Source organism: Nocardia blacklockiae (genome assembly GCF_015477355.1).
GTDB lineage: Bacteria > Actinomycetota > Actinomycetes > Mycobacteriales > Mycobacteriaceae > Nocardia > Nocardia blacklockiae.
This window is the reverse complement of record NZ_JADLRJ010000014.1, coordinates 48,515-68,362: the sequence shown is the minus strand read 5'-3', so window position 1 is coordinate 68,362 and position 19,848 is coordinate 48,515. Positions and strand designations below refer to the sequence as shown.

Below are 19,848 nucleotides of genomic sequence, written 5' to 3'. Positions count from 1 at the left end.
CCGCGATCACCTCTATGCTGAGTCGCTATGCGGCCCAGCGGGTTTGGTGAAAGCACCGGCGCGCGCGGCAAGGGCCGCGGCTTTCGCGGCGTGGTCGGGTAGGTCGGGGTCCGGCGGCGTCCGCAGCAGGACCAGGTGGTGGTAGAGCGGTGCGGTAGCGGCGACCAGGAGGGCCCGCGCGTCGACGCCGGGTGGGATCTCGCCCCGCGCCACCGCGCGCTCGACGACGATCTCGCACTGGGTGTACCGGTCCTCCCACAGCCGCCGCAGCGCCGCGGCGGCCGCCTCGGACCGGAACGAGACCGCGATCAGCGCCGCCGCGATCGACGGCTCCTCGCGCAGCGAATCCTGGATCTCCTGATTGAGCGCGGCCAGGTCGCCGCGCAGGGAACCGGTGTCGCGGGGCTGCCAGTCCAGGTCGGCGGCCGCGGCGAAGATGTCGGCGATCAGGCCCCCGGCGTCGTGCCAGCGGCGATACACCGTGGTCCGGTGCACGCCCGCGCGGGCGGCGACCGCGTCCACGGTCAGCGCGTCGTAGCCGTGCTCGGTCAGCACCGCACGGACCGCGTCGAGCACCTGCTCGCGGACGCGGGCGGTGCGGCCGCCGGGGCGGGGGACCGGGCGCGGGGGTTCGCCGGCTGTCGAAGGACTCATCGTCGCAATCCGTTTGCTCTCGAGGTCGGGATATGACACCATCCTAATGCAACAGTTGTCGCACTAGTGAGGTCGCCGATGTTCTTCCGAAGCGTTCACCCCGTCCTGCGGTCCGTGCGGGCCGCGTCGTCCTCGAATGCTTCGGAGTGTGCCCATGCCAACGCAGATCACCGCGCTCGCGGTCGCCAAGTCCTTCCACGGCCGGTGTGTTCTCGATGAGGTGACCTGTGCGCTCGCCGCGGGCGAGCGCACAGGGATCGTCGGCGAGAACGGTTCCGGCAAATCGACGCTGCTGCGCCTGTTCGCCGGGCGGGAACGGCCCGACCGCGGCGAGATCGTCGTCCAGGCCGACGGCGGTGTCGGGTACCTCGCCCAGGACGAACAGCTGCCGCCGGGAATGACGGTGCAGCAGGTCATCGACCGCGCCCTGCGCGAGCTGCGGGCGGTCGAGAGCCGGATGCGCCGGCTGGAGGCCGCGATGGCCGCGGGCGACGAGTCCGGGCTCGCCGAATACGGCGATCTCACCACGGTTTTCGAGCTGCGCGGCGGGTACGACGCCGACGCCCGCGTCGAGCGGGCGCTCTACGGACTCGGCCTGGGACTGGTGGACCGCGACCGCACCGTCGGCGGGCTGTCCGGCGGCGAGCAGGTCCGGCTGCGCCTGGCGGCGGTGCTCGCGGCCGGATCCGAGGTGCTGCTGCTCGACGAGCCGACCAACCATCTCGACGACGACGCCCTGACCTGGCTGGAGGACCACCTGCGGACCCGTCGCGGCACCACGGTGACGGTCTCGCACGACCGGGTCTTCCTCGAGCGGGTCGCGAGCGAACTGCTGGAGGTCGACGCCGATCGGCGGCGCGTCGTCCGATACGGCAACGGCTACAAGGGATTTCTCGCCGAGAAGGCCGCGGCGCGGCAGCGGTGGGTGCGGGCCCGCGCGGAGTGGGAGGCCGAGACCGACCGGCTGCGCGAGACCGCCGCCACCACCGCGCGCCGGGTCGCGCCGGGCCGCGCGATGAAGGACAACAACAAGATGGCCTACGACCGGGCGGGCGGGCGCGTGCAGCAGTCGCTGGCCGCGCGGGTCCGCAATGCCGAGGAGCGGTTGCGCCGCCTGCTCGCCGACCCGGTGCCGCGGCCGCCGGAACCGTTGCGCTTCACGCCCGCCCTGCGCTCGGGCCGCGCGCAGGGCGTGGTGCTCGAGGCCGAGGGCGTAGCCGTGGCGGGCCGGCTCGACCGGACCGATGTCACGGTCGCGGCCGGTGACCGCCTGCTGATCACCGGTCCCAACGGCGCGGGCAAGACGACGCTGCTGCGGGTGCTGGCGGGTGCGCTCGCGCCCGATCGCGGCACGGTCGTGCGCCGTGGCCGGGTCGGCTACCTCGCACAGGAGCCGAGTCCCGCGCGGCCGGGGGAGACGCTGCTGGCGGCGTTCGCTCGCGGACGTGCGGGTGATCCGGCCGAGCACGCCGAACGGCTGTTGTCGCTGGGCCTGTTCGACCGGACCAAGCTCGCGACGCCGGTCGAGGACCTGTCCACCGGCCAGCGCCAGCGCCTCGCCCTGGCGCGGCTGGTCACCGAACCCGTCGAGGTGCTGCTGCTCGACGAGCCGACCAACCACCTCTCGCCCGGTCTGGTGGAGGAACTGGAGACGGCGCTGGCCGAGTATCGCGGCGCGGTGGTGGTCGTCAGCCACGACCGCCGGCTGCGGGCGCGCTGGGACGGCGCGCACCTCGCCCTGCGGTCCGCGGCCGCCGTGTGACCGACACCCGAACACCTACTCCCGGAAGGACTTTCACCGTGCCCGAGACGAAACCCACCGAACCGACCGTGCTGCACCCGATGCCCGGCCAGCCCCGGGTGGTGCTGCTGCGGCCGCTGATCACCTCGCCCCTGATCGAAGCCGGGGACTTCTCCTACTACGACGATCCCGACGACGCGACCGCGTTCGAGACCCGCAACGTGCTGTACCACTACGGGCCGGAGAAGCTGATCATCGGCAAGTTCTGCGCGCTGGCGACCGGCGTGCGGTTCATCATGAACGGCGCCAACCACCGTATGGACGGTCCCTCCACCTTCCCGTTCCCCACCATGGGCGGCGCCTGGTCCGAGCACATCGACCTGCTCACCGACCTGCCCAATCGCGGAGACACCGTGCTGGGCAACGACGTCTGGCTGGGCAACGGCGTGACGGTGCTGCCGGGCGTGCGCATCGGCCACGGAGCCATCGTCGCCGCCGGGTCCGTGGTCACCCGCGACGTCCCCGACTACGCCGTCGTCGGCGGCAACCCGGCCCGCCTCATCCGCACCCGCTACAGCGAGTCCGACATCGCCCGGCTGCTCGCCGTCGCGTGGTGGGACTGGCCGCTGGACCACCTCACCGCGCACGTCCGCGCCGTCATGTCCGGCAGCGTCGACGACCTGGAAGCCGCTGCGGCCGTGCGGGATCCGCTCAGGTGAGGTCGAGGTGGCGCAGTCGCGGCCAGAGTTCCCGCCACGACTCGCGGCGGTCCGCGCAGAACCACTCCGCCTGCTCCTCGCCGTCGTCGACCAGCCGGCGGCAGGACCCGAAGTGGTCGCGCAGTTCGTCGGGGGACGTTCCGACGTAGAGGACGTGGCGGGCGGAATCGGGTGGCGGCGGGAAGTATCCGTAGCTGCGGTTGGTGCTGTACGCGGCCGGGAGGCCGGGCGCGTACACGTCGATGAACGCCGCGGTGATGTAGGACTGTCCCATGACGACGGTCGCCGCCCGCTCGTCCGCGGGCAGGGCGCGATAGGCGTCGGTGGTGCGGCGCGCGATCGACTCCGCCGCATCGGATTTCGCGGAGACCACCGACAGCGCCAGCATCCCCGCGGCCGCCGCGGCGCTGAGTGCCAGGGCGGGCCACAGCACCCACCCGAGCCGGCCGCCGGAAGACCGGCGCCGCTGGAAACCGAGCGCGCCCGCGGCGGCCAGCGGCCCGTACAGTCCGCCGAGATAGTAGGGCCGGCCGACGGTGACGACGAAGAACACGTACAGCACCACCGCGGTCACGCCGAGAAAACGGTAGGGCCGCAACTGTTCGGCCCGCAGCAGCCGCCACAACCCGTACAGCGACAACACCGTTCCCGCGACACCGGCCATCACGACCAGGGCCACGGCCACGCCCGGGCGGCCGCCGTAGAGCGCCTGCGCCTCCGCCGCCACCACCGAGCCCATCCGCCATTGCGGCCAGCCGTGCCGGGCCTGCCACAGCAGCGTCGGCAGCGCGAGCAGCGCGCCGACCCCGACGCCCACCCACAGCAGCGGCCGCCGCAGCAGCGGCCGCGGCCCGAAAACCGCTGCCGCACAAAGGAGTACACCGCACAGCAGCAGGACCTGGAACTTGGTCTCGGCGGCGATACCCGCCAGCACGCCGACCCCGAGCAACAGTCGGTCGTCGCGCACCCGGACCCACCGCACCACCAGCCAAAGCACCAGCAGCCACTGCACCGGTTCCAGCGTGTACGGGGTGAGCCAGTGGCCGCCCATCGTCGCCCACAACGCCGTCGCCTGCGCCGCCGCGGTGAGCAGCTGCGCCCGGCGATCACCGCCGAACTCCCGCGCGATCAGGGCCGCCACGACCACCGCGCCCGCGGTCGCGAGGATCGCGGGCAGCCGGAGCACCACGATCGAGCCGGGCGCCAGCGCGTCCAGCCCGGCCGCCAGCGCCGGCGCCAGCGGCGGCTGGTCGGCGGAACCCCAGTCGAGGTGGTGTCGCCCGATCGCGAGCATGTACGCCTCGTCGAACCAGTAGCCGCCCCCCGCGCACACGAGGTGCGACAGCGCGACCACCGCCGCGACCACCGACACTGCCCGCGCCGCGAACGCCGGCACCCCCGGGCGCGACAGCGCCGCCGCGCTCACCTCCACCACCTGACCGGTCATGCGCACGATCCTGCCCGCCGCCACCCCCGCGCCACATCGACCGCACGGGGGGATCCGATGCGACCGTGAGACCACTCGCCCGCCGAATCCGTCATCCCATCGGATGACAGCGGGCACCGGCACGGGGTGTGCGGGCGGGGTGGCGGGGTATCACGGGGGCTGCGGCGAGAGGAGTGTGGTGATGCGGTTGCGGCGGAGTAGACCGTACGGTCAAGGGCTGCGGCGGGTTCGGCGGGGGCGGGGGTTCTCGTATGTGGACGCGTCGGGGGACGCGGTGAACGATGCCGAGACCGCGGAGCGGATTCGCGCGCTGGCGATTCCGCCCGCGTGGCGAAAGGTGTGGATCTGCCCGCACGCCAACGGCCACATCCAGGCGGTGGGCGTGGACGCCGCGGGGCGGCGGCAGTACCTGTACCACGAGCAGTGGCGGCGGGAGCGGGACGAGGAGAAGTTCGATCGCCTGCTCGACGTGGCCGCGCGGCTGCCGCGTCTGCGCGAGCAGGTGGCGAGCGACCTGCGCCGGCCGGGACTGGACCGGCGGCGGGTCGAGGCCGTCGCGCTCGGCCTGCTCGACCGCGGCGTATTCCGCATCGGCGGTGAGGAATACGCGGAGGAGCACGGCACCCGCGGCGTCGCGACGCTGCTGCGCGAGCAGGTGCGGGTCTCGGGCGAGGAGATGCTGTTCGACTACGTGGCCAAGGGCGGCGCCCGCCGCCGCGTGCGCATCACCGAGCCGGATCTGGCGCGGGCGGTGCGCGCGCTGCGGCGCAACGACTCGCCCAGCGGCCGCCTGCTGGTCTACCGCGACGGCGGCAACCTGTGCGAACTGCATTCGGGCGACATCAACGCCCGCTTCAAGGAACTGGTCGGAAACGACCACAGCGCCAAGGACTTTCGCACCTGGCAGGCCACGGTGCTGGCCGCCGCCGGTCTCGCCGCGACCGAGCGCCCGAACTCCGAGCGCCGTCGCGCCAGCGCCGTGCGCCAGGTCATGGCCGAGGTCGCCGAGGCCCTCGGCAACACCCCGGCCGTGGCCCGCAACTCCTACGTCGACCCGCGCGTCGTCGAGGCCTGGGAGCGCGGCGACACCATCGCGGCCGCCGTGCGCCGCGCCGACCGTGTCGACGACCCAGACGAGCGGCAGAAGATCGTGGAACGCGCCGTCCTGCGCCTGCTCCGCTCCGCCGAACGCGTCCGCTGACGCCTGCGCACTCCGGCACTCCCGCTGACCGCGCCGCGCCGGCCTCGATCCGGAATGCGGCACGGCGGGTAGCCTCGCAGAGAATCGTCAGCGCCGTGGTGGGGTAGGAGGGCAGTCGTGACGTCGTGGCAAGCGCACCTGGAGATCACGCGCATGCGGCTGCTGCGGAACAAGCGGTTCTACGCCGATCCCGCCGTCATGCGGGCGAAGCTGCCGGAACATCAGGCGCCGCAACGGTCCCGGCCGCCGCGGCGGCTGCGCGAGCGCTACGCCGTCGACAGCGAGACGGTCGACGACCACGTCGTGTACACCCTCGCGCCGCGGTCCGGGCCGACCTGCCCGTGGCACATCTTCCACATGCACGGCGGTGGATTCGTGGAGGCGCCCGAGCCGCACCACTGGCGCTTCGCGGCGAAGATGGTCGATCTGCTCGGCTGCACCTACGTCATGCCGATGTACCCGCTGGCGCCCGAGCACGACCACTCGGTCATCGTCCCCATGGTCGACACCGCCTACGAACGCGCCGTGGACGGTGTCGAGCCGCGCCACCGCATCGTGTTCGGCGACTCGGCCGGCGGCACCCTCGCCCTCACCCTGGCCCGTCGCCTGCGCGAGCGCGGCGAGCCGCAACCGGCCGCGCTCGGCCTGTTCTCCCCGTGGATCGATCTCGCCACCGACGACCCGCTGTCGCTGACCCTCGACGACCGCGACCCAGAACTCGGCGTCACCGGTTTGCGGCAGGCGGGCCGGTGGTATGCCGCCGAACGTGCGCTCGACGATCCGGGCATCAGCCCCGCCTTCGCCGATCTCACCGGCCTCGCCCCGGTCGTCGTGTTCATCGGGCATCGCGACATCCTGCTGCCCGACGCCCGGCGCATCGAGGAACTGGGCCGCCGCGCGGGCGTCCGCGTCGACCTGCACGAGTACCCGGGCATGTTCCACAACTGGATCATGAAGAACATCCCCGAAGCCCGGCGAGCCGTCGGCGAACTGCTGGACTTCCTGCGGAGCGTGGCGGAGAAAAACGACTAGCCGGACGGCGTTTCTTTCGTTTTGCAGCACGGGTTTTCCGGTGCGGGGCAGGGTCGCGCCGGGTGACCGGTGGCGGGTGCGCCCGCGCGCCATACTCGTCGCCGAGTGCCGCGGCATCGGCCGGGCGAATCGAGAGGAATGCTCGTGACGAGTTCCCTGCCAACCTTTCCCGCCCCGAACGAGAGCCCGCTCGAGACCTGTCTACGACTGCGGGACCTCGCGCCGGTCGTCGAGGTCGAGTTTCCCGGTGGCGTCGCGGGATACCTGGCGCTGACCCACGACGCGGTGCGCGAGATCCTCGCCGGTGACAACGTCACCTTCGCCCGCGACCCCCGGCACTGGCCCGCCTTGCACGACGGCACCATCCCGCCGGACTGGCCGCTGCGGGCGGTGGTGCAGGGCGAGCACCTGTCCACCAAGGACGGCCGCGACCACCGGCGGCTGCGCGCGCTGATCTCCAAGGCGTTCACCCCGGGCCGCGTGCGAGCGCTGGAACCGCGGGTCCAGCAGATCGTCGACGAACTCCTCGACGACGTGGTGGCCGCCGGGGACGGCGTGGACCTGGTGCCGGCGTTCACCGAGGCGCTGCCGATGGCGGTGATCTGCGAACTGTTCGGCGTGCCCGAGCCGGACCGCGCCCGGCTGCGGCACTGGACGGCGGTCCTGTTGGCGCACAACACTTCTCCGCAGGACGCCTTCGCCGCGCAGAACGGACTGATGGGGTATCTGCGGGCGCTGGTCGAGCAGAAGGAGCGCGTGCCGGGCCTGGACCTGACCTCGGGTCTGGTGCGGGCGCGCGAGAGCGACGACCGGCTCACCACCGACGAATTGATCTCGGTGCTGTGGATCATGCTGGTCGCCGGTCACGAAACCACCGTTCATATGCTCGGATACGCGATACTGGCGCTGTCGCAACACCCCGACCAACTCGAACTCGCGAAGGCGGGCGATCGATGGGCGGATGTCGTCGAGGAGACCGTGCGGTATCGCCATTCGGTGATGATGACCAGCTGGCGGTTCGCCCTGACCGACGTGGACATCGCCGGCGTGGCCGTCCCGCGGGGCAGTGCGGTCGGCGTGGTCTACCAGGCATGCGGTATCGATCCGGCGGAGTACGGAGAGACGGCCAATGAATTCGACATCACCCGCGCGCAGCGGGCCGGGCACCTCGGCTTCGGCCACGGACCCCGGTACTGCATCGGCGCCGGCCTCGCCCGGTTGGAAGGCCGCCTCGCGCTGCGGTCGCTCTACCGCCGAGCCCCGAACCCTAAGGTGCTCATCGACCCGAAGGAGGTCGCCTACTCGCCGTCCTTCTTCACCATCGGGCCGCTGTCGATACCCGTCGCGCTCGGCCGCCCGGGCTCCTGAGGGCCGGCCCGGCGTGACGGTCCGGCGGAGTGGGCGGCCGGCATGAAGTACTACAGCGTGACCGCCCGCAACGCGTCGTCGTGGTCGACGATCGCGGACGGCTTCGTGCCGATGGACCACGACTACCACAACCCGGAGCACTGGACGGCCACGCTGACCGTCCAGGAGACCGCCGACCACCGATTACTGCGCTGGGATCAGCGCGGGGTCCGGACCTCGTCGCGGACCCGGCCGCTGATCCGCCGGGTGGCGGCCGACGAGTTCTACTGGGTGGTGTTCCCCGACCGCGGCTCCTACAGCGTGCGCTATCGCGACGAGGACACCCGCGTGGTGCCCGGGCAGGGCGCGGTCACCCTGGTCGACCAGGTGTGCAGCATTCACATCCCGCAGTCCACCGCCTACGCCTTACAGCTGCCGCGCAACGAAATAGATTGCCGCGCCGGGGCATTCGGGACGCTCGCGGCGAGCCTGGACCTGGGGTCCGGGCTCGGCCGCATCACCCGCTCGCTCATCCGCAGCACGCACGCCGAGCAGGCGGTGCTGTCGGTGCGCGAGTTCGACGCGGTCTGCGCCCGCATCGCGGAACTGCTGTGCCTGCTGTGGCTCGGCGACACGAGCCCGCAGCAGGGCCACCACACCGAGGTGACCGAGCAGGTGCGGCGGTACGTGCGCTACTACGCCGGCCACCGCGACATGCGGCTGCCGGCGGTCGCCGCCGCGCTGGGCTGGTCGCCCCGGCAGGTGCGGGCGATGTTGCAGCGCTCCGGCACCACCTACCGCGACGTGCGGCGCGAGGAGACGCTGCGGGCCGCGCAGGTGCTGCTGGGCGACCCCGCCCTCGCGGGTGTGCCGATCGGCGAACTGGCCGCCCGCAGCGGCTTCACCTCCACCTGGTTCTCCACCGCGTTCAAGGACCACTTCGGGGAGACGCCGCGGGAATTCCGGCAGCGCCGGGCCGGGGAGCTGGCGCGCGGCGAAGGGCGCGCCGATGAGTGACACTCGTGCCACCACACCAACAGATCGCCCGCCGCGCTGTGATCGGGCACCATGCGTCGGCAAACCGCTGGTGAACAAACCGGTCGGTGCGTAATGTGCTCGCGCATGGACGCCACCTCGATCCGGCGTGAGCGCCATCAACCCCGCGCCGAGGGCCCGGCGCCCGACGGGCGGACCCTCGCGGTCGTGGCCGTCGGGATCGGCACCGCGGCCGGTGTCGGCGAACCGTGGCTGCGCTGCGCCGACGGCAGCATCTACCGGGTGCCCGAGCGCCTGCGCGCCTGGGCGCTGGCGGTCATCGCCGCCGAGACCGGGCATCAGCAGCGCACCGGGAATTCGATGTTCCCGCTGCTGGTGCAGCTAGCGCAGGGTTAGGGCACGGCCGGGCTACAGCGCGTCGAAGTACTCGATCTTCGGGGCGCCGGCCAGCAGTGTGGCCAGTTGCTTGCCCGCGGCGCGGAAGTGGTCGGACTTGCCGTGCGCCTCGAGCGCCGCCGCGTCGTCGTAGAGCTCGAAGATGCGGTAGGCGTTGGCGTCCTCCTGGGAGCGAACGAGCTGATAGGCCCGATTGCCCGGCTCGTTCTGCCGGATCTGCTCGACCAGGTCGGCCACGACGGACTCCAGCTCGGCCCCCTTGCCGTCCTGCACGGTCAGCTCGGCGATGACAGCGATCATGTCTGCTCCTTCTGTGCGGTGGCCGACCGCTCGGCCCGTCCGTCGGTCGCCCCACAGCTTATGTCAGCGGGGCTGAACACCCGGGAGCCCGCGGCCGCTCGCCGCCGCGCCGGAGCGAGCGCCCGTAGTCGCCGATCGGCAGCGGGGACCGACGGGCTACCGTTACCCTGGGCCGATGCGATCCCGGTTGCGTCGATATGCCTTGGCCGTGTTCGTCGTTGGGGCTTCCACCCTGTTGGGTGGTACTCAGGTCACCGCCGCCCCGCCGGTGCGGGAGGCCGCGTTCGCGCCGCTGGATCCCGGATTCCTGTGGGGCGTCGCGAGTTCCGGATTCCAGTCCGAAGGGCATGCGCCCGACAGCAATTGGACGCGGTACATCGCCGGGAGCCCGGACTACGAGCCGCTGGGGGATTCGGTCGATTTCACCGACCGCTACGCCTCGGACATCCGGCTGGCCGCCGACATGGGGGTGCGGGTGTTCCGGGTCGGGGTCGAATGGTCCCGGTTGCAGCCCGCGCCGGGCGTGTGGGACGAGGACGCGTTCCGCTTCTACGACGCGGTGATCGGCAGCATCGTGGACGCCGGCATGCGGCCGATGATCACCCTGGACCACTGGGTGTACCCCGGGTGGGCCGCGGACCGCGGCGGCTGGCGCGGCGCGAGCATGGTCGACGACTGGCTGGCCAACATGCGCGCGGTCGTCGACCGGTATGCCGGGCGAAACCCGTTGTGGGTCACGGTGAACGAGCCCGCCGCCTACCTGCAGCACGAGATCCGCAAGGGCGCGGCCGACGCCGGCGGCATGCAGGATCGGATCATCCAGGCCCACGACGCCATCTACGACTACATCCACCAGGTGCAGCCCGGCGCCCAGGTGACCGCCAACCTCGGCTACGTCGCCGGGTCGGAGGAGCAGGTCAACGGGGCGTTCGCCGACCGGATCGGGAACCGGCTCGACTACGTGGGCGTGGACTACTACTTCGGCTTCGACCCGGCGCAGTCGCTGTTCGGCGCCATCGTGAAGGCCAGCGGCTCGGCGATCCCGAACCTGCCCGGGCCGCGCATCTGGGAGATGCCGTTGCGCACCGAGGGCATCTACTATGCGCTGCAACACTATTCGCGGCGCTTCCCGGGGAAGCCGCTCTACGTCGTCGAGAACGGCATGCCCACCGAGAACGGCGCGCCCCGCGCCGACGGCTACACCCGCAGCGACCATCTCCGCGACACCGTCTACTGGATCCAGCGGGCGAAGGCCGACGGGATGAACGTGATGGGCTACAACTACTGGAGCCTCACCGACAACTACGAATGGGGCAGCTACACACCGCGATTCGGCCTCTACACCGTCGACGTGCGGACCGATCCCGGTCTGACGCGGCGGCCCACCGACGGTGTCGGCGCCTATACGCAGATCATCGGCGCGGGCGGCGTGCCCGCCGGGTACCGGCCGAGTCACGGCCCCGTGCTCTGCGTGCTCGTGGATCCGCCGGACAGCTGCCTCAACCCGGTCGCGGCACCGTAGCGCAACGGTCCGCCGGGCGGGCAGCGGGCCGCGGGGTGCCGAATCCGGTTGGCGCAGCGCGGAAAACGATGATCTCGCGGCCCCGCCCGGCTTACACTGGGGTAGGTGAGTCGGGAACAGTGGGAGACACCGGAAGAGCAGGCCATCCGCCGCAAGAACCGGCGTCGCATGGCCGTTGTCGGCCCGCTGGCGGTCCTGGCCGTCGCGATCGCCGTCGTGGCCTACGTGCGCAATCCGGAGGACGGCGGCACCGCGCCGCCGCCCATCGCCCCGGCCTTCGTGGGTAGCTGGCAGGGCGTGGCCGACGACGGCCGCGACAGTTTCGACGTGGTGCTGACGATCAACGGCGAGGGCGCTCCGGAGGTCGCCACCTCGTCGACCGTCAACAAGACCACGGGCGCCCGCTGCGACCGCGCCGAGCGCGTGGTCGCCGGAAACGACACGGAACTGACCCTGGCGGCCCGCTCCAGCGGCAACGCCGGCTGCGACGACGATGCCCGGGCCACGGTCCAGCTGCACAGCGACGGCACGCTCGCCTACCGCACCGGCGCGCCGGGCAGCACGATCACCGGCACGCTGCACAAGTAGGGGCGATCACTCCCGCGCGCGTTCGAGTCTGGTCCAGCCTGTCCAGCCGCGAGCGCGCAACAGGGCCACCAGTTTTCGGGCCGGGGGCGCGGTGTCGAAGGCGAGGGCGTCCAGGAGCGTGGCGAAGGCGGGCTCGACGCCGGGCGAGTCGAGGTAGTCCGTGCCGCGGGCGTCGGCCAGGCGGGTGAGGTAGGCGGCCATCGTGTCGGCGAGTTCGAGGAGCGCGGGGTCGTCGTCGGTGCGGTCGAGGGCTCCGCTCAGGGTGCGGTAGAAGGCGACCAGCTGTGGGTCGGCGAGATGGGTGCGCTTGCGCGCGATCCATTCCGGGATCCGGTCGGGGGCGTGCGCGGCGAGCGCGACCCAGCCGTCGCGTTCGGCGCGGACGATCCGCTCGTCGACCTCCAACGCGCGCAACCGGTCCAGGAAGTCGACGATCTCCGGCGGCAGCGCCAGGCTGTCTCCGGACGCGAGCCGGGCGATCCGCTCGCGGTGCCGCTGCCGGGCCCGGATCTCCGCGCGCAGCCGCTCATCGATCTCCGCGACGGCCGCGGCGAACTCGTCCGCGTCGGCCCGCAGTAGTTCCCGCACCCGCGCCAGCGGCACACCGGCCTCGGCGAGCGTCCGGATCCGGACCAGTTCGACGACCGCGCCGCCGTCGTAGCGCCGATAGCCCGACTCGTCCCGTTCGGGTTCCGGCAGCAGCCCTTTCGCGTGGTAGTGGCGCACCGCGCGCACCGTCACCCCGGCGTACGCCGCCAGCTCGCCGATGGTCAGCACCGAAACGACCTCCTCACCGATCCACCAGTGTGCCCCGGACGATCCGGGCGATGTCCGGGGCATGGGTGAACACCAGCCGGTGGTCGGCGTCGAGCCAGGACACCGCGATGTCGGGCCGCACGTGGAGCAGCCGGTCGATGCCCGCGCGCCACAGCCGGTTGTGCCGCGGTGCCCGGCCCGCGGCGCTGTTTCCGGCCATCCACGTCGACATGATCATGGTGATGGGCCCCTGGATCTCGCGGTACCGGTCGAGGATGCCGGGCCCGGTCGTTCCGCGCTCGCGGTCGATCCCGGAGCGCAGTACATCCAGCTCGAGATTGAGGTCGAGGATTTCCCGCGCGGTGAGCAGCACCTGACGCGGCGTGCCGACCGCTGTCCGGTTGCGCAGGGCCAAGTCCTCCCACATCGCCCGGAACTGCGGCAGATCGGTGTCGGTGACGAACGGTTCGGGCACCGGGTTCGCCCCGTCGATCAGCACCAGCCCGGCGACCGCGCCGGGATGTCCGGCGGCGTAGTGCACGGCCAGATCAGCGCCCAGCGAGTACCCCATCAGCACGGGCGGCTCGGACAGGTCGAGGCTGTCCAGCACGGCGGCCAGATCGCCGAGAAAAGCGTCGAAGGTGTAATCGTCTGCGGGCGAAGCCGTTCCGTGGCCGCGCAGGTCGAAGGTGATCACGTCGTGGTCGCGGCGCAGCAGATCGACCAGCACGCGCAGCTCGGCCTGCGTCGAGTTGAGTCCGGGACACAGCACCAGCGGCCGTCCCCGGCCGCCCCGGGTCATCGGGAGGGTGACGCCGTCGTGCCGGATCGTCCGATGGGACAGAGTATTCGCGGTCATGCCGACCATGGTCCGAGGTTGACCCTGCGTCAGGGTCAAGAGCGAGCCTTCCGGATTCCGCGCGGTCCTCGTCACGGCGTGCTACCGAATTCCGGTTCCACCGATCCGAAGGGGGTGGTGGCACGAAGTCTCTTAGGGGGATCGGAAAAAGGAGGCGCGTCATGGCTCAGACACGGGGCACCGTGAAGTGGTTCAACAGCGACCGGGATTTCGGGTTCATCGCACCCGACGACGGCGGACCCGACGTGCTGGTCGAGAGCGCGGATGTCGACGCGCCCGGCGAGGACGCCCTGCGCGAGGGACAGCCGGTCGATTTCGACATCGCCATCGGTTCGAAGGGACCGCAGGCGCGGCGGGTGCGTTCCAGCGCCGTCGTACATCCCGTCGACGGAGTCCCGACGACCGCCGACTCCGTCTGACTCCGCGCGGCACCGTCACCGCACGCGCGGGCATCGGGCGGTAACGAAAACCCCGCCGCGGGCGGGCCGGCGGCGGGGTTTCGGTGGTGCGGGTTACGGGGTGGAGTAGCCGATCAGGGCGCCGATGCCCGCGCCGACGGGGATGGTGATCAGGGCGCCGACGCCGCCGAGGAAGAAGCCGAGCACCGCGCCGATGCCGGCGCCGATGAGCGCGCCGATCCCCGCGTTGTACTGCTTGCGGGCGAGCGTGTCGGCGGCCTCGTCGATCGCCTGGGCCGTCGGCGCGGACGCCGTCTGCGGGGTGAGGGTGAGGGTGCGGCCGTCCGCGCCGATCTGCGCGGCCAGCGCGACCGTGCCCCCGGCGGTCCGCAGGCCCAGCGGCACGGTGGCCACCGTGTTGCCAGCGGCGTCGGTGAGCGCGACCGTGGTGGCGTCGGCGGCGACGAAGCGACCGGACTCGACCGTGGTCTGCACGCCGCGGCGGTCCGCGGTCGGCGCGGTCGTGTAGGCGACGCCGTGATCGGTTGCCCGCACGGCGATTCCGGCGGCGGTGGCCTCCGGCGCCGGCGCGGCGTGGACCACGCTGGCGGTGACGGCGGTGGCGCCGACCGCGAGCAGGGCCGCGGCGGCGAACTTGGATGCTGTCATCGATTCCCCACATTCCGTCGGCGCTGATGTGCCGACACTTCCCCTGAATGGCCTTGTCGGGCCACGCATTCGATCGATCGCCGGTCGTGGCGACCGGATGCCGATGCTACCGTCCGGGAGCACTTCGCGCCGGGCGTAGCGTGCGAAACGGGGGTTCACAACGCGCGGACCAGGTCCGCGACCTCGCGGGCGCAGCCGTGGCCGATCGTCACCCCGGAGCCGCCGTGGCCGTAGTTGTGGACCACCGGCACCGGCGACGAGTCCGGCCGGGTGACCTCCAGCCGCACCTCGCCGCGGCCCGGGCGCAGGCCGACCAGCGTCTCGAGCACCTCGCCCGCGGCCAGTTCCGGCACCAGGTCGCGGCAGCGGCGCAAAATCGACTGCGTCAGTTCCGGATCCGGGGTGCGGTCCCACGCGCCGGTGTCCAGCGAGCCGCCCAGGATGCAGTCCTCGGCGCGCGGGTGGACGTAGGCGCGCCCCAGCGGATGCGCCTCGTCGCGCACCGACACCGAGACGCCCGGATTGGTGACGCGCACGATCTGCCCGCGGATGGGATACACGTCGGCGTCGCCCGCGAGCGGCCCGGCGCGCAGGCCCGCGCAGTTGACGATCACGTCCGGCGCGAGATCGGCGAGGTCGTCGAAGCTTTCGACGGTCCGGCGCACCCAGCGGGCCCCGTCCCGGCGCACCCGCGACTCCAGCCAGGGCAGGTGGACCGGCATCTCCAGCAGCGGCACGGCGAAGCGGAACCCGAACCGGTAACCCGGCGGCAGCTCGTCCGGCCGCGCCCACCGGAACCCGCGCACGGTCCGCGACCACCCGGGAATCTCCGGCTCCTCGCGAAAGACGGTCAGCGACTCGCACATTCGGGCCCCGGGCGCCCCGGCCTCGGCCAGCCGCTCGAGTCGGGCGAAGGTCTCGGCGCTCCACGCGGCCACGCGCTCGGCCGGGCCCGCCGCGGTCGGAAACCACACCGCGGCAGCCAGATACGACGTGGTGGCGCGGACGGGCTCGGCGCTCACGACGACCACCTCGCGGCCCTCGCGCAGCAGCGCCGCCGCCGTCGTCAGGCCCACTATCCCGGATCCCACCACGACCGCACGCACGATCGTAATCCTACCAGCATTGAGCGAGCCGTTGGTTGACGATACATTGATCGACGACACGATCGAGAGGCTGGAGGCCGCGGTGACGGACGTGCTACACGACGAGGACGTCGGATACCGGAAGAGTCTCCGCCCGCGTCAGTTACAGATGATCGCGATCGGCGGTGCCATCGGCACGGGACTGTTCCTGGGCGCGGGCGGGCGGCTGGCCGACGCCGGGCCGGGTCTGGTGCTGGTGTACGCCGTGTGCGGGGTGTTCGTCTTCTTCGTGCTGCGGGCGCTGGGGGAGTTGGTGTTGCGCCGCCCGTCGTCGGGGTCGTTCGTGTCCTACGCGCGGGAGTTCTACGGCGAGAAGCTGGCCTACGCGGTCGGGTGGATGTACTTCTTCCACTGGTGCATGAGTGGCATCGTGGACATCACCGCGATCGCGACCTACGTGCACTATTGGTCGTCGTTCCGGTCGATTCCGCAATGGCTCATCGCCTTCGTGGCGCTGGCCGTGGTGGTGGCGATCAACCTGGTGTCGGTGCGCTGGTTCGGCGAGCTGGAATTCTGGGCCGCGCTGATCAAAGTGGTCGCGCTGGTGAGCTTCCTGGTGATCGGCACCGTATTCCTCGCGGGCCGGTTCACCATCGAGGGCGCGGGCACCGGCCCCGCGGTGATCCGCGACCACGGCGGGCTGTTCCCGTCGGGGCTGCTGCCGCTGGTGGTCGTCACGACCGGCGTCGTGTTCGCGTACTCGGCCGTGGAGCTGGTGGGCACCGCGGCGGGCGAGGCCGAACACCCGGAGAAGATCATGCCGCGCGCGATCAACTCCGTGATCGTGCGCATCGCCGTGTTCTACGTCGGATCGCTGGTGCTGCTCGCGCTCCTGTTGCCCTACACCGCCTTCCGGGCCGGCGAGAGCCCGTTCGTCACCTTCTTCGCCCGGATCGGGGTGCACGGGGCGGACTCGGTGATGAACCTGGTGGTGCTGACGGCCGCGTTCTCCAGCCTCAACGCGGGGCTGTACTCGACGGGGCGGATCCTGCGCTCCATGTCGATGAACGGCAGCGCGCCGGCGCGCGCGGCCGCCCTGTCCACGAACGGTGTTCCGTACGTGGGGATCCTGGCCACCGGCGCGGTCGCGCTGGCCGGGGTCGGGCTCAACGCCGTGGTGCCCGAACGCGCGTACGAGATCGTGCTGAACATGTCGGCGCTCGGGGTGATCACGGCGTGGGCGGCAATCGTGCTGTGCCAGTTGCGATTGTGGTGGTGGTGGCGCGCGGGCCGCGCGGAACGCCCCGCGTTCCGGCTGATCGGCAGCCCGTACACCGGCATCGCCACCCTGGCGTTCCTCGTCGGTGTGGTGGTGCTGATGGCGGTCACCGGCGGCACCGAGCAGCGCGGCGCCATCATCGCCGTGCCGCTCATCATGGTCCCGGTCCTGGTAGGCGGCTGGTTCCTGCGGCGTGGTCGGGCGGTCGCCGACACCACCCCGACGGCGCCCTCCCGCTGACGCGCCCGGCTCGCCTAACCGGCCCCGCCGCGCGTGCCGCGCGGTTCCCGTTCGCGCTCGGCGTCGATGCGCTGCCGGTGGTCGGCGGGGACGAGGGGGAGGATGTCCTCGCGCGAGCGGATCATGAGTTTGTGCAGCACCGAGGCCATCTGGGCGTCGACGGTGCGGTGTGAGCTGCCGCGGCGCGTCGCGATGGCGGTGTTGGACCAGCCCGCGGCGGCCAGCACCGCCACGTCACGCTCGGCGTCGGTGAGCAGCCGCCACGGGGACGGCTGCGCGGGGCGGCCCGCACGATCGTCCGGAAGTCGTTGCCGCGTCCGGGTTCCCAGCGCCAGCGCGGTCACCTCGGTGAGAGCCGGCCGCAGCGCGGCGCCCTCGGCCCACGCGGCCTCGAAGTCCCGCTGCCCCAGCACTTCCCGGGTGCGGGCGGCGGCGCGGTCGGTCTCGGTGGCGAACGGGCCGAGATGCGCGATGTCGACGCCGAGCTGACCGCGCAGCGCCGCCGCGCCGCCGAGCAGCCGCGCGATCTCCCGCGCCCGCTCGGCCCCGTCCGCGCCGCGCTCGGTCGCGAGCAGGTGCGCGAGGGTCCAGGCGCGGATATGCACGGCCCAGGCCGCGCCCCACGAGTCGCGCATGGCGACCTGGCGCGCGAGCGTCGTCTGCCCGGTGTCCAGCGCGTCGTGGGCATCGCCGTACTTGGTGTGCGCGATCGCCCAGGCCAATTCGGCCCACGACTGCGCCCACTCGGCGCCCGAGCCGGCCGCGGTGGCGCGGTGCCGTGCGGTGACCTCGAGCGCCTGCGCGGCCGTGCCGAGGAACGCCGCGGCCAGCGCCTCGAACAGTTCGCTCATCGCCGCGCTGCCCAGATCCCCGCTCGCCGTGAACTTCTCGCGGGCGCGTGCCAGCACGGTGAGGGCGCGGACGTCCTGGTGCACCAGCATCAGCGCGGTGCCCGACGCGAACTCCACCGGTGCGGGCAGACCGGGATCGTGCACGGGATCGGCCCGCCAGGCGGCCGCGTCGGCGGCCGGGACGCACCGCTCGACGCACTGCTCGAGCATGCGCTCGGCCTCGTCGGACAGCCCCTGGCACAGGCTGATCCACGCGGTCGCCGCCATCACCGCGACCCGCAGCTCGACCGGTTCCGGGTCGGCGTCGCGGGTGGCCCGCAACGCCCGCTCGGCCCAGTGCCGCGACTCCCGCAGCGAGCCCTTGAAGAACGGCACCCGCAGCGTGATCATCGCGCCCGCGATCTCGAGGCCGACCACCGCCTCGGCGGGGGTGGCCAGGCTGCCGTCGATGGCGAGCCGCAGGTTGTCCCAGGCCGCCCGCGCCCACGCGAGTAGCGGGCCCTCGCGGTCGCTGAACCAGTTCGCCGCGGCCGCGGTGACCTGGTCCCGGTAGTAGCGGCGATGCCGCTCGGCCAGCCGGGCCCGTTCCGCGTCCGCGCGCTCGGCCAGCCGTTGCTGGGCGAACACGCGAAAGCTCTCCAGCAGCGAGTACCGCACCGCGTCCGCCGCCAAGTGCGTCGACACCAGCGACTGATCGCTCAACCGCTCCAGCAGTCCCTCGATCTCGTCGGGCTCGAGCCGCGCACCGGTGGAATCGGGGCCCGCGCAGATCGCCCGGATCGCCGCGAGATCGGCGCCCACGTCCAGGTCGCCGCCGCCCTCGACGTCGTCGGGATTGTTGTCGTAGCCCGCGGCGAAGACCGACAGCCGCTCGAACAGCAGCCGCTCGCGCGGGCTGCACAGGTCGTAGGACCAGGCGATGACGTCGGCGATGCCGTGGTGCCGCTCGTCGGCGCCGGTCTTGGCCAGCGGCGGCCAGCGCAGCCGGCGGTCGCTCGCCGCGCCGGTGAGATCGTCGAGAATCATCGACAGCGGCTGGCGGCGCAGCCGGGCGGCGGCCAGGCGGATGTGCAGCGGGTAGTTGTGCAGGTGCGCGCAGATCCGCTCGGCGACGGCCGTGCGGTCGCCGTCCACGGCGTGCCCGGTCAGCGCGGCGCGGCGGCGGAACAGCGCGACCGCCTCCCGGCGGGTCAGCGGCGGGATCGCGACCAGTTGCTCGTCGACCCAGCCGATCGGTTCGCGGCTGGTGGCGACGACGGTCAGTCCCGGCACGGCGTCGAGCAGTTCGGTGATCACCGCGCCGGCCGCGGCCAGCACGTGCTCGCAGTTGTCCATGACCAGGACGACCTGGGCGGGACGGCCGAAACCGTTGCCGCGGCCCAGGGTGTCGACGAGCGCCTGCCACGCGGAGCGGCCGGAGAAGTCGGTGTCGACGACCGAGCGGGCCACCTCCTCCTCGACGCCGGCGACGTCGGCGCCGCGGGGCAGCCGGTCCAGCCGCACCCAGTGCACGGGCGTATTGCGCGCTTTGTGGAACCGCTGCGCGGCCTCGATCACGAGTCGGGTCTTGCCGATTCCGCCCGCACCGACGACAGTGATGAGGCGCGTGGAACTCAGTAACAGCGTCGCGACCCGTTCCAGCTCACGCTCGCGGCCGATGAAGTCGTGGGCGGTGGACGGGGTCCCCATCCGGCGCGGACGGTGCGGTGGCATATCCGGCCACTCTAGTCGGCGTCGCGGGTGCCGAGCCCGGAACGGTAGGTAGTGG

At 72.3% G+C, this 19,848-nt stretch carries 18 protein-coding genes and 1 pseudogene; 11 read left to right on the top strand and 8 right to left on the bottom strand.

From position 1 onward, the window contains the following. Positions 1-12: 12 nt before the first annotated feature. A complete protein-coding gene (locus IU476_RS30300) occupies positions 13-654 on the bottom strand; it encodes a TetR/AcrR family transcriptional regulator (RefSeq protein ID WP_195105718.1) in 642 nt (213 codons plus the stop codon). A 154-nt stretch (positions 655-808) separates the two neighbouring features. On the opposite strand from IU476_RS30300, the gene abc-f reads away from it, so the two are divergent. After that, a complete protein-coding gene (abc-f, locus tag IU476_RS30295; protein ID WP_195105717.1) occupies positions 809-2,416 on the top strand; it encodes a ribosomal protection-like ABC-F family protein in 1,608 nt (535 codons plus the stop codon). An 80-nt stretch (positions 2,417-2,496) separates the two neighbouring features. Continuing rightward, positions 2,497-3,114 carry a CatB-related O-acetyltransferase gene (locus IU476_RS30290; protein ID WP_195105806.1) on the top strand — a complete coding sequence of 206 codons (618 nt, stop codon included), beginning with the start codon at positions 2,497-2,499 and terminating at the stop codon, positions 3,112-3,114. Here the strand turns inward: IU476_RS30290 and IU476_RS30285 are convergent. Continuing rightward, positions 3,107-4,561: a glycosyltransferase family 39 protein gene (locus IU476_RS30285; protein WP_195105716.1), complete on the bottom strand. Its 1,455-nt coding sequence runs from the start codon at positions 4,559-4,561 to the stop codon at positions 3,107-3,109. The genes IU476_RS30290 and IU476_RS30285 overlap by 8 nt on opposite strands. A gap of 181 nt (positions 4,562-4,742) precedes the next feature. Between IU476_RS30285 and IU476_RS30280 the strand changes: the two genes are divergently transcribed. From IU476_RS30280 to IU476_RS30260, 5 genes are all read left to right on the top strand, one after another. Then, entirely contained in the window at positions 4,743-5,762 is a 1,020-nt protein-coding gene (locus tag IU476_RS30280) for a DNA topoisomerase IB (RefSeq protein WP_195105715.1), read from the top strand. A gap of 117 nt (positions 5,763-5,879) precedes the next feature. Next, positions 5,880-6,794, top strand: coding sequence for an alpha/beta hydrolase fold domain-containing protein (locus tag IU476_RS30275; protein WP_324194438.1), 915 nt, complete (start codon positions 5,880-5,882; stop codon positions 6,792-6,794). A 144-nt stretch (positions 6,795-6,938) separates the two neighbouring features. After that, on the top strand, positions 6,939-8,162 hold the full coding sequence (locus tag IU476_RS37150; RefSeq protein WP_195105714.1) for a cytochrome P450 family protein: 1,224 nt from the start codon (positions 6,939-6,941) through the stop codon (positions 8,160-8,162). Positions 8,163-8,204: 42 nt separating this feature from the next. Continuing rightward, positions 8,205-9,158, top strand: a complete 954-nt coding sequence (locus IU476_RS30265; protein ID WP_195105713.1) for an AraC family transcriptional regulator — start codon at positions 8,205-8,207, stop codon at positions 9,156-9,158. 105 nt (positions 9,159-9,263) lie between these two features. Continuing rightward, entirely contained in the window at positions 9,264-9,533 is a 270-nt protein-coding gene (locus tag IU476_RS30260; RefSeq protein ID WP_195105712.1) for a hypothetical protein, read from the top strand. 12 nt (positions 9,534-9,545) lie between these two features. Here the strand turns inward: IU476_RS30260 and IU476_RS30255 are convergent, their stop codons facing one another. Next, a complete protein-coding gene (locus tag IU476_RS30255; RefSeq protein ID WP_195105711.1) occupies positions 9,546-9,833 on the bottom strand; it encodes a putative quinol monooxygenase in 288 nt (95 codons plus the stop codon). A gap of 175 nt (positions 9,834-10,008) precedes the next feature. Here IU476_RS30255 and IU476_RS30250 point away from each other — a divergent pair, with 175 nt between their 5' ends. After that, positions 10,009-11,355, top strand: a complete 1,347-nt coding sequence (locus IU476_RS30250) for a family 1 glycosylhydrolase (RefSeq protein WP_195105710.1) — start codon at positions 10,009-10,011, stop codon at positions 11,353-11,355. A gap of 105 nt (positions 11,356-11,460) precedes the next feature. Continuing rightward, entirely contained in the window at positions 11,461-11,943 is a 483-nt protein-coding gene (locus tag IU476_RS30245; protein ID WP_195105709.1) for a hypothetical protein, read from the top strand. Positions 11,944-11,949: 6 nt separating this feature from the next. Here the strand turns inward: IU476_RS30245 and IU476_RS30240 are convergent, their stop codons facing one another. Continuing rightward, a complete protein-coding gene (locus tag IU476_RS30240) occupies positions 11,950-12,720 on the bottom strand; it encodes a MerR family transcriptional regulator (protein WP_195105708.1) in 771 nt (256 codons plus the stop codon). Positions 12,721-12,733: 13 nt separating this feature from the next. Beyond that, the gene (locus tag IU476_RS30235; protein ID WP_228824562.1) at positions 12,734-13,558 is read right to left on the bottom strand and encodes an alpha/beta fold hydrolase; all 825 of its coding nucleotides are present in this window, start codon (positions 13,556-13,558) and stop codon (positions 12,734-12,736) included. Positions 13,559-13,719: 161 nt separating this feature from the next. Here IU476_RS30235 and IU476_RS30230 point away from each other — a divergent pair. Beyond that, positions 13,720-13,923, top strand: a pseudogene (locus IU476_RS30230) (cold-shock protein); the annotation flags it as partial. Positions 13,924-14,070: 147 nt separating this feature from the next. On the opposite strand, the gene IU476_RS30225 reads toward IU476_RS30230, so the two are convergent. Together IU476_RS30225 and IU476_RS30220 are read right to left on the bottom strand one after the other, a co-directional pair. Further along, positions 14,071-14,625: a DUF8020 domain-containing protein gene (locus IU476_RS30225; protein ID WP_195105705.1), complete on the bottom strand. Its 555-nt coding sequence runs from the start codon at positions 14,623-14,625 to the stop codon at positions 14,071-14,073. 155 nt (positions 14,626-14,780) lie between these two features. Then, positions 14,781-15,731, bottom strand: coding sequence for an FAD-dependent oxidoreductase (locus IU476_RS30220; RefSeq protein ID WP_195105704.1), 951 nt, complete (start codon positions 15,729-15,731; stop codon positions 14,781-14,783). 49 nt (positions 15,732-15,780) lie between these two features. On the opposite strand from IU476_RS30220, the gene IU476_RS30215 reads away from it, so the two are divergent. Next, positions 15,781-17,229 carry an amino acid permease gene (locus IU476_RS30215; protein ID WP_438944087.1) on the top strand — a complete coding sequence of 483 codons (1,449 nt, stop codon included), beginning with the start codon at positions 15,781-15,783 and terminating at the stop codon, positions 17,227-17,229. Between the two features lie 14 nt (positions 17,230-17,243). Here the strand turns inward: IU476_RS30215 and IU476_RS30210 are convergent, their stop codons facing one another. Next, the gene (locus IU476_RS30210) at positions 17,244-19,793 is read right to left on the bottom strand and encodes an ATP-binding protein (RefSeq protein WP_195105703.1); all 2,550 of its coding nucleotides are present in this window, start codon (positions 19,791-19,793) and stop codon (positions 17,244-17,246) included. Positions 19,794-19,848 lie beyond the last annotated feature (55 nt).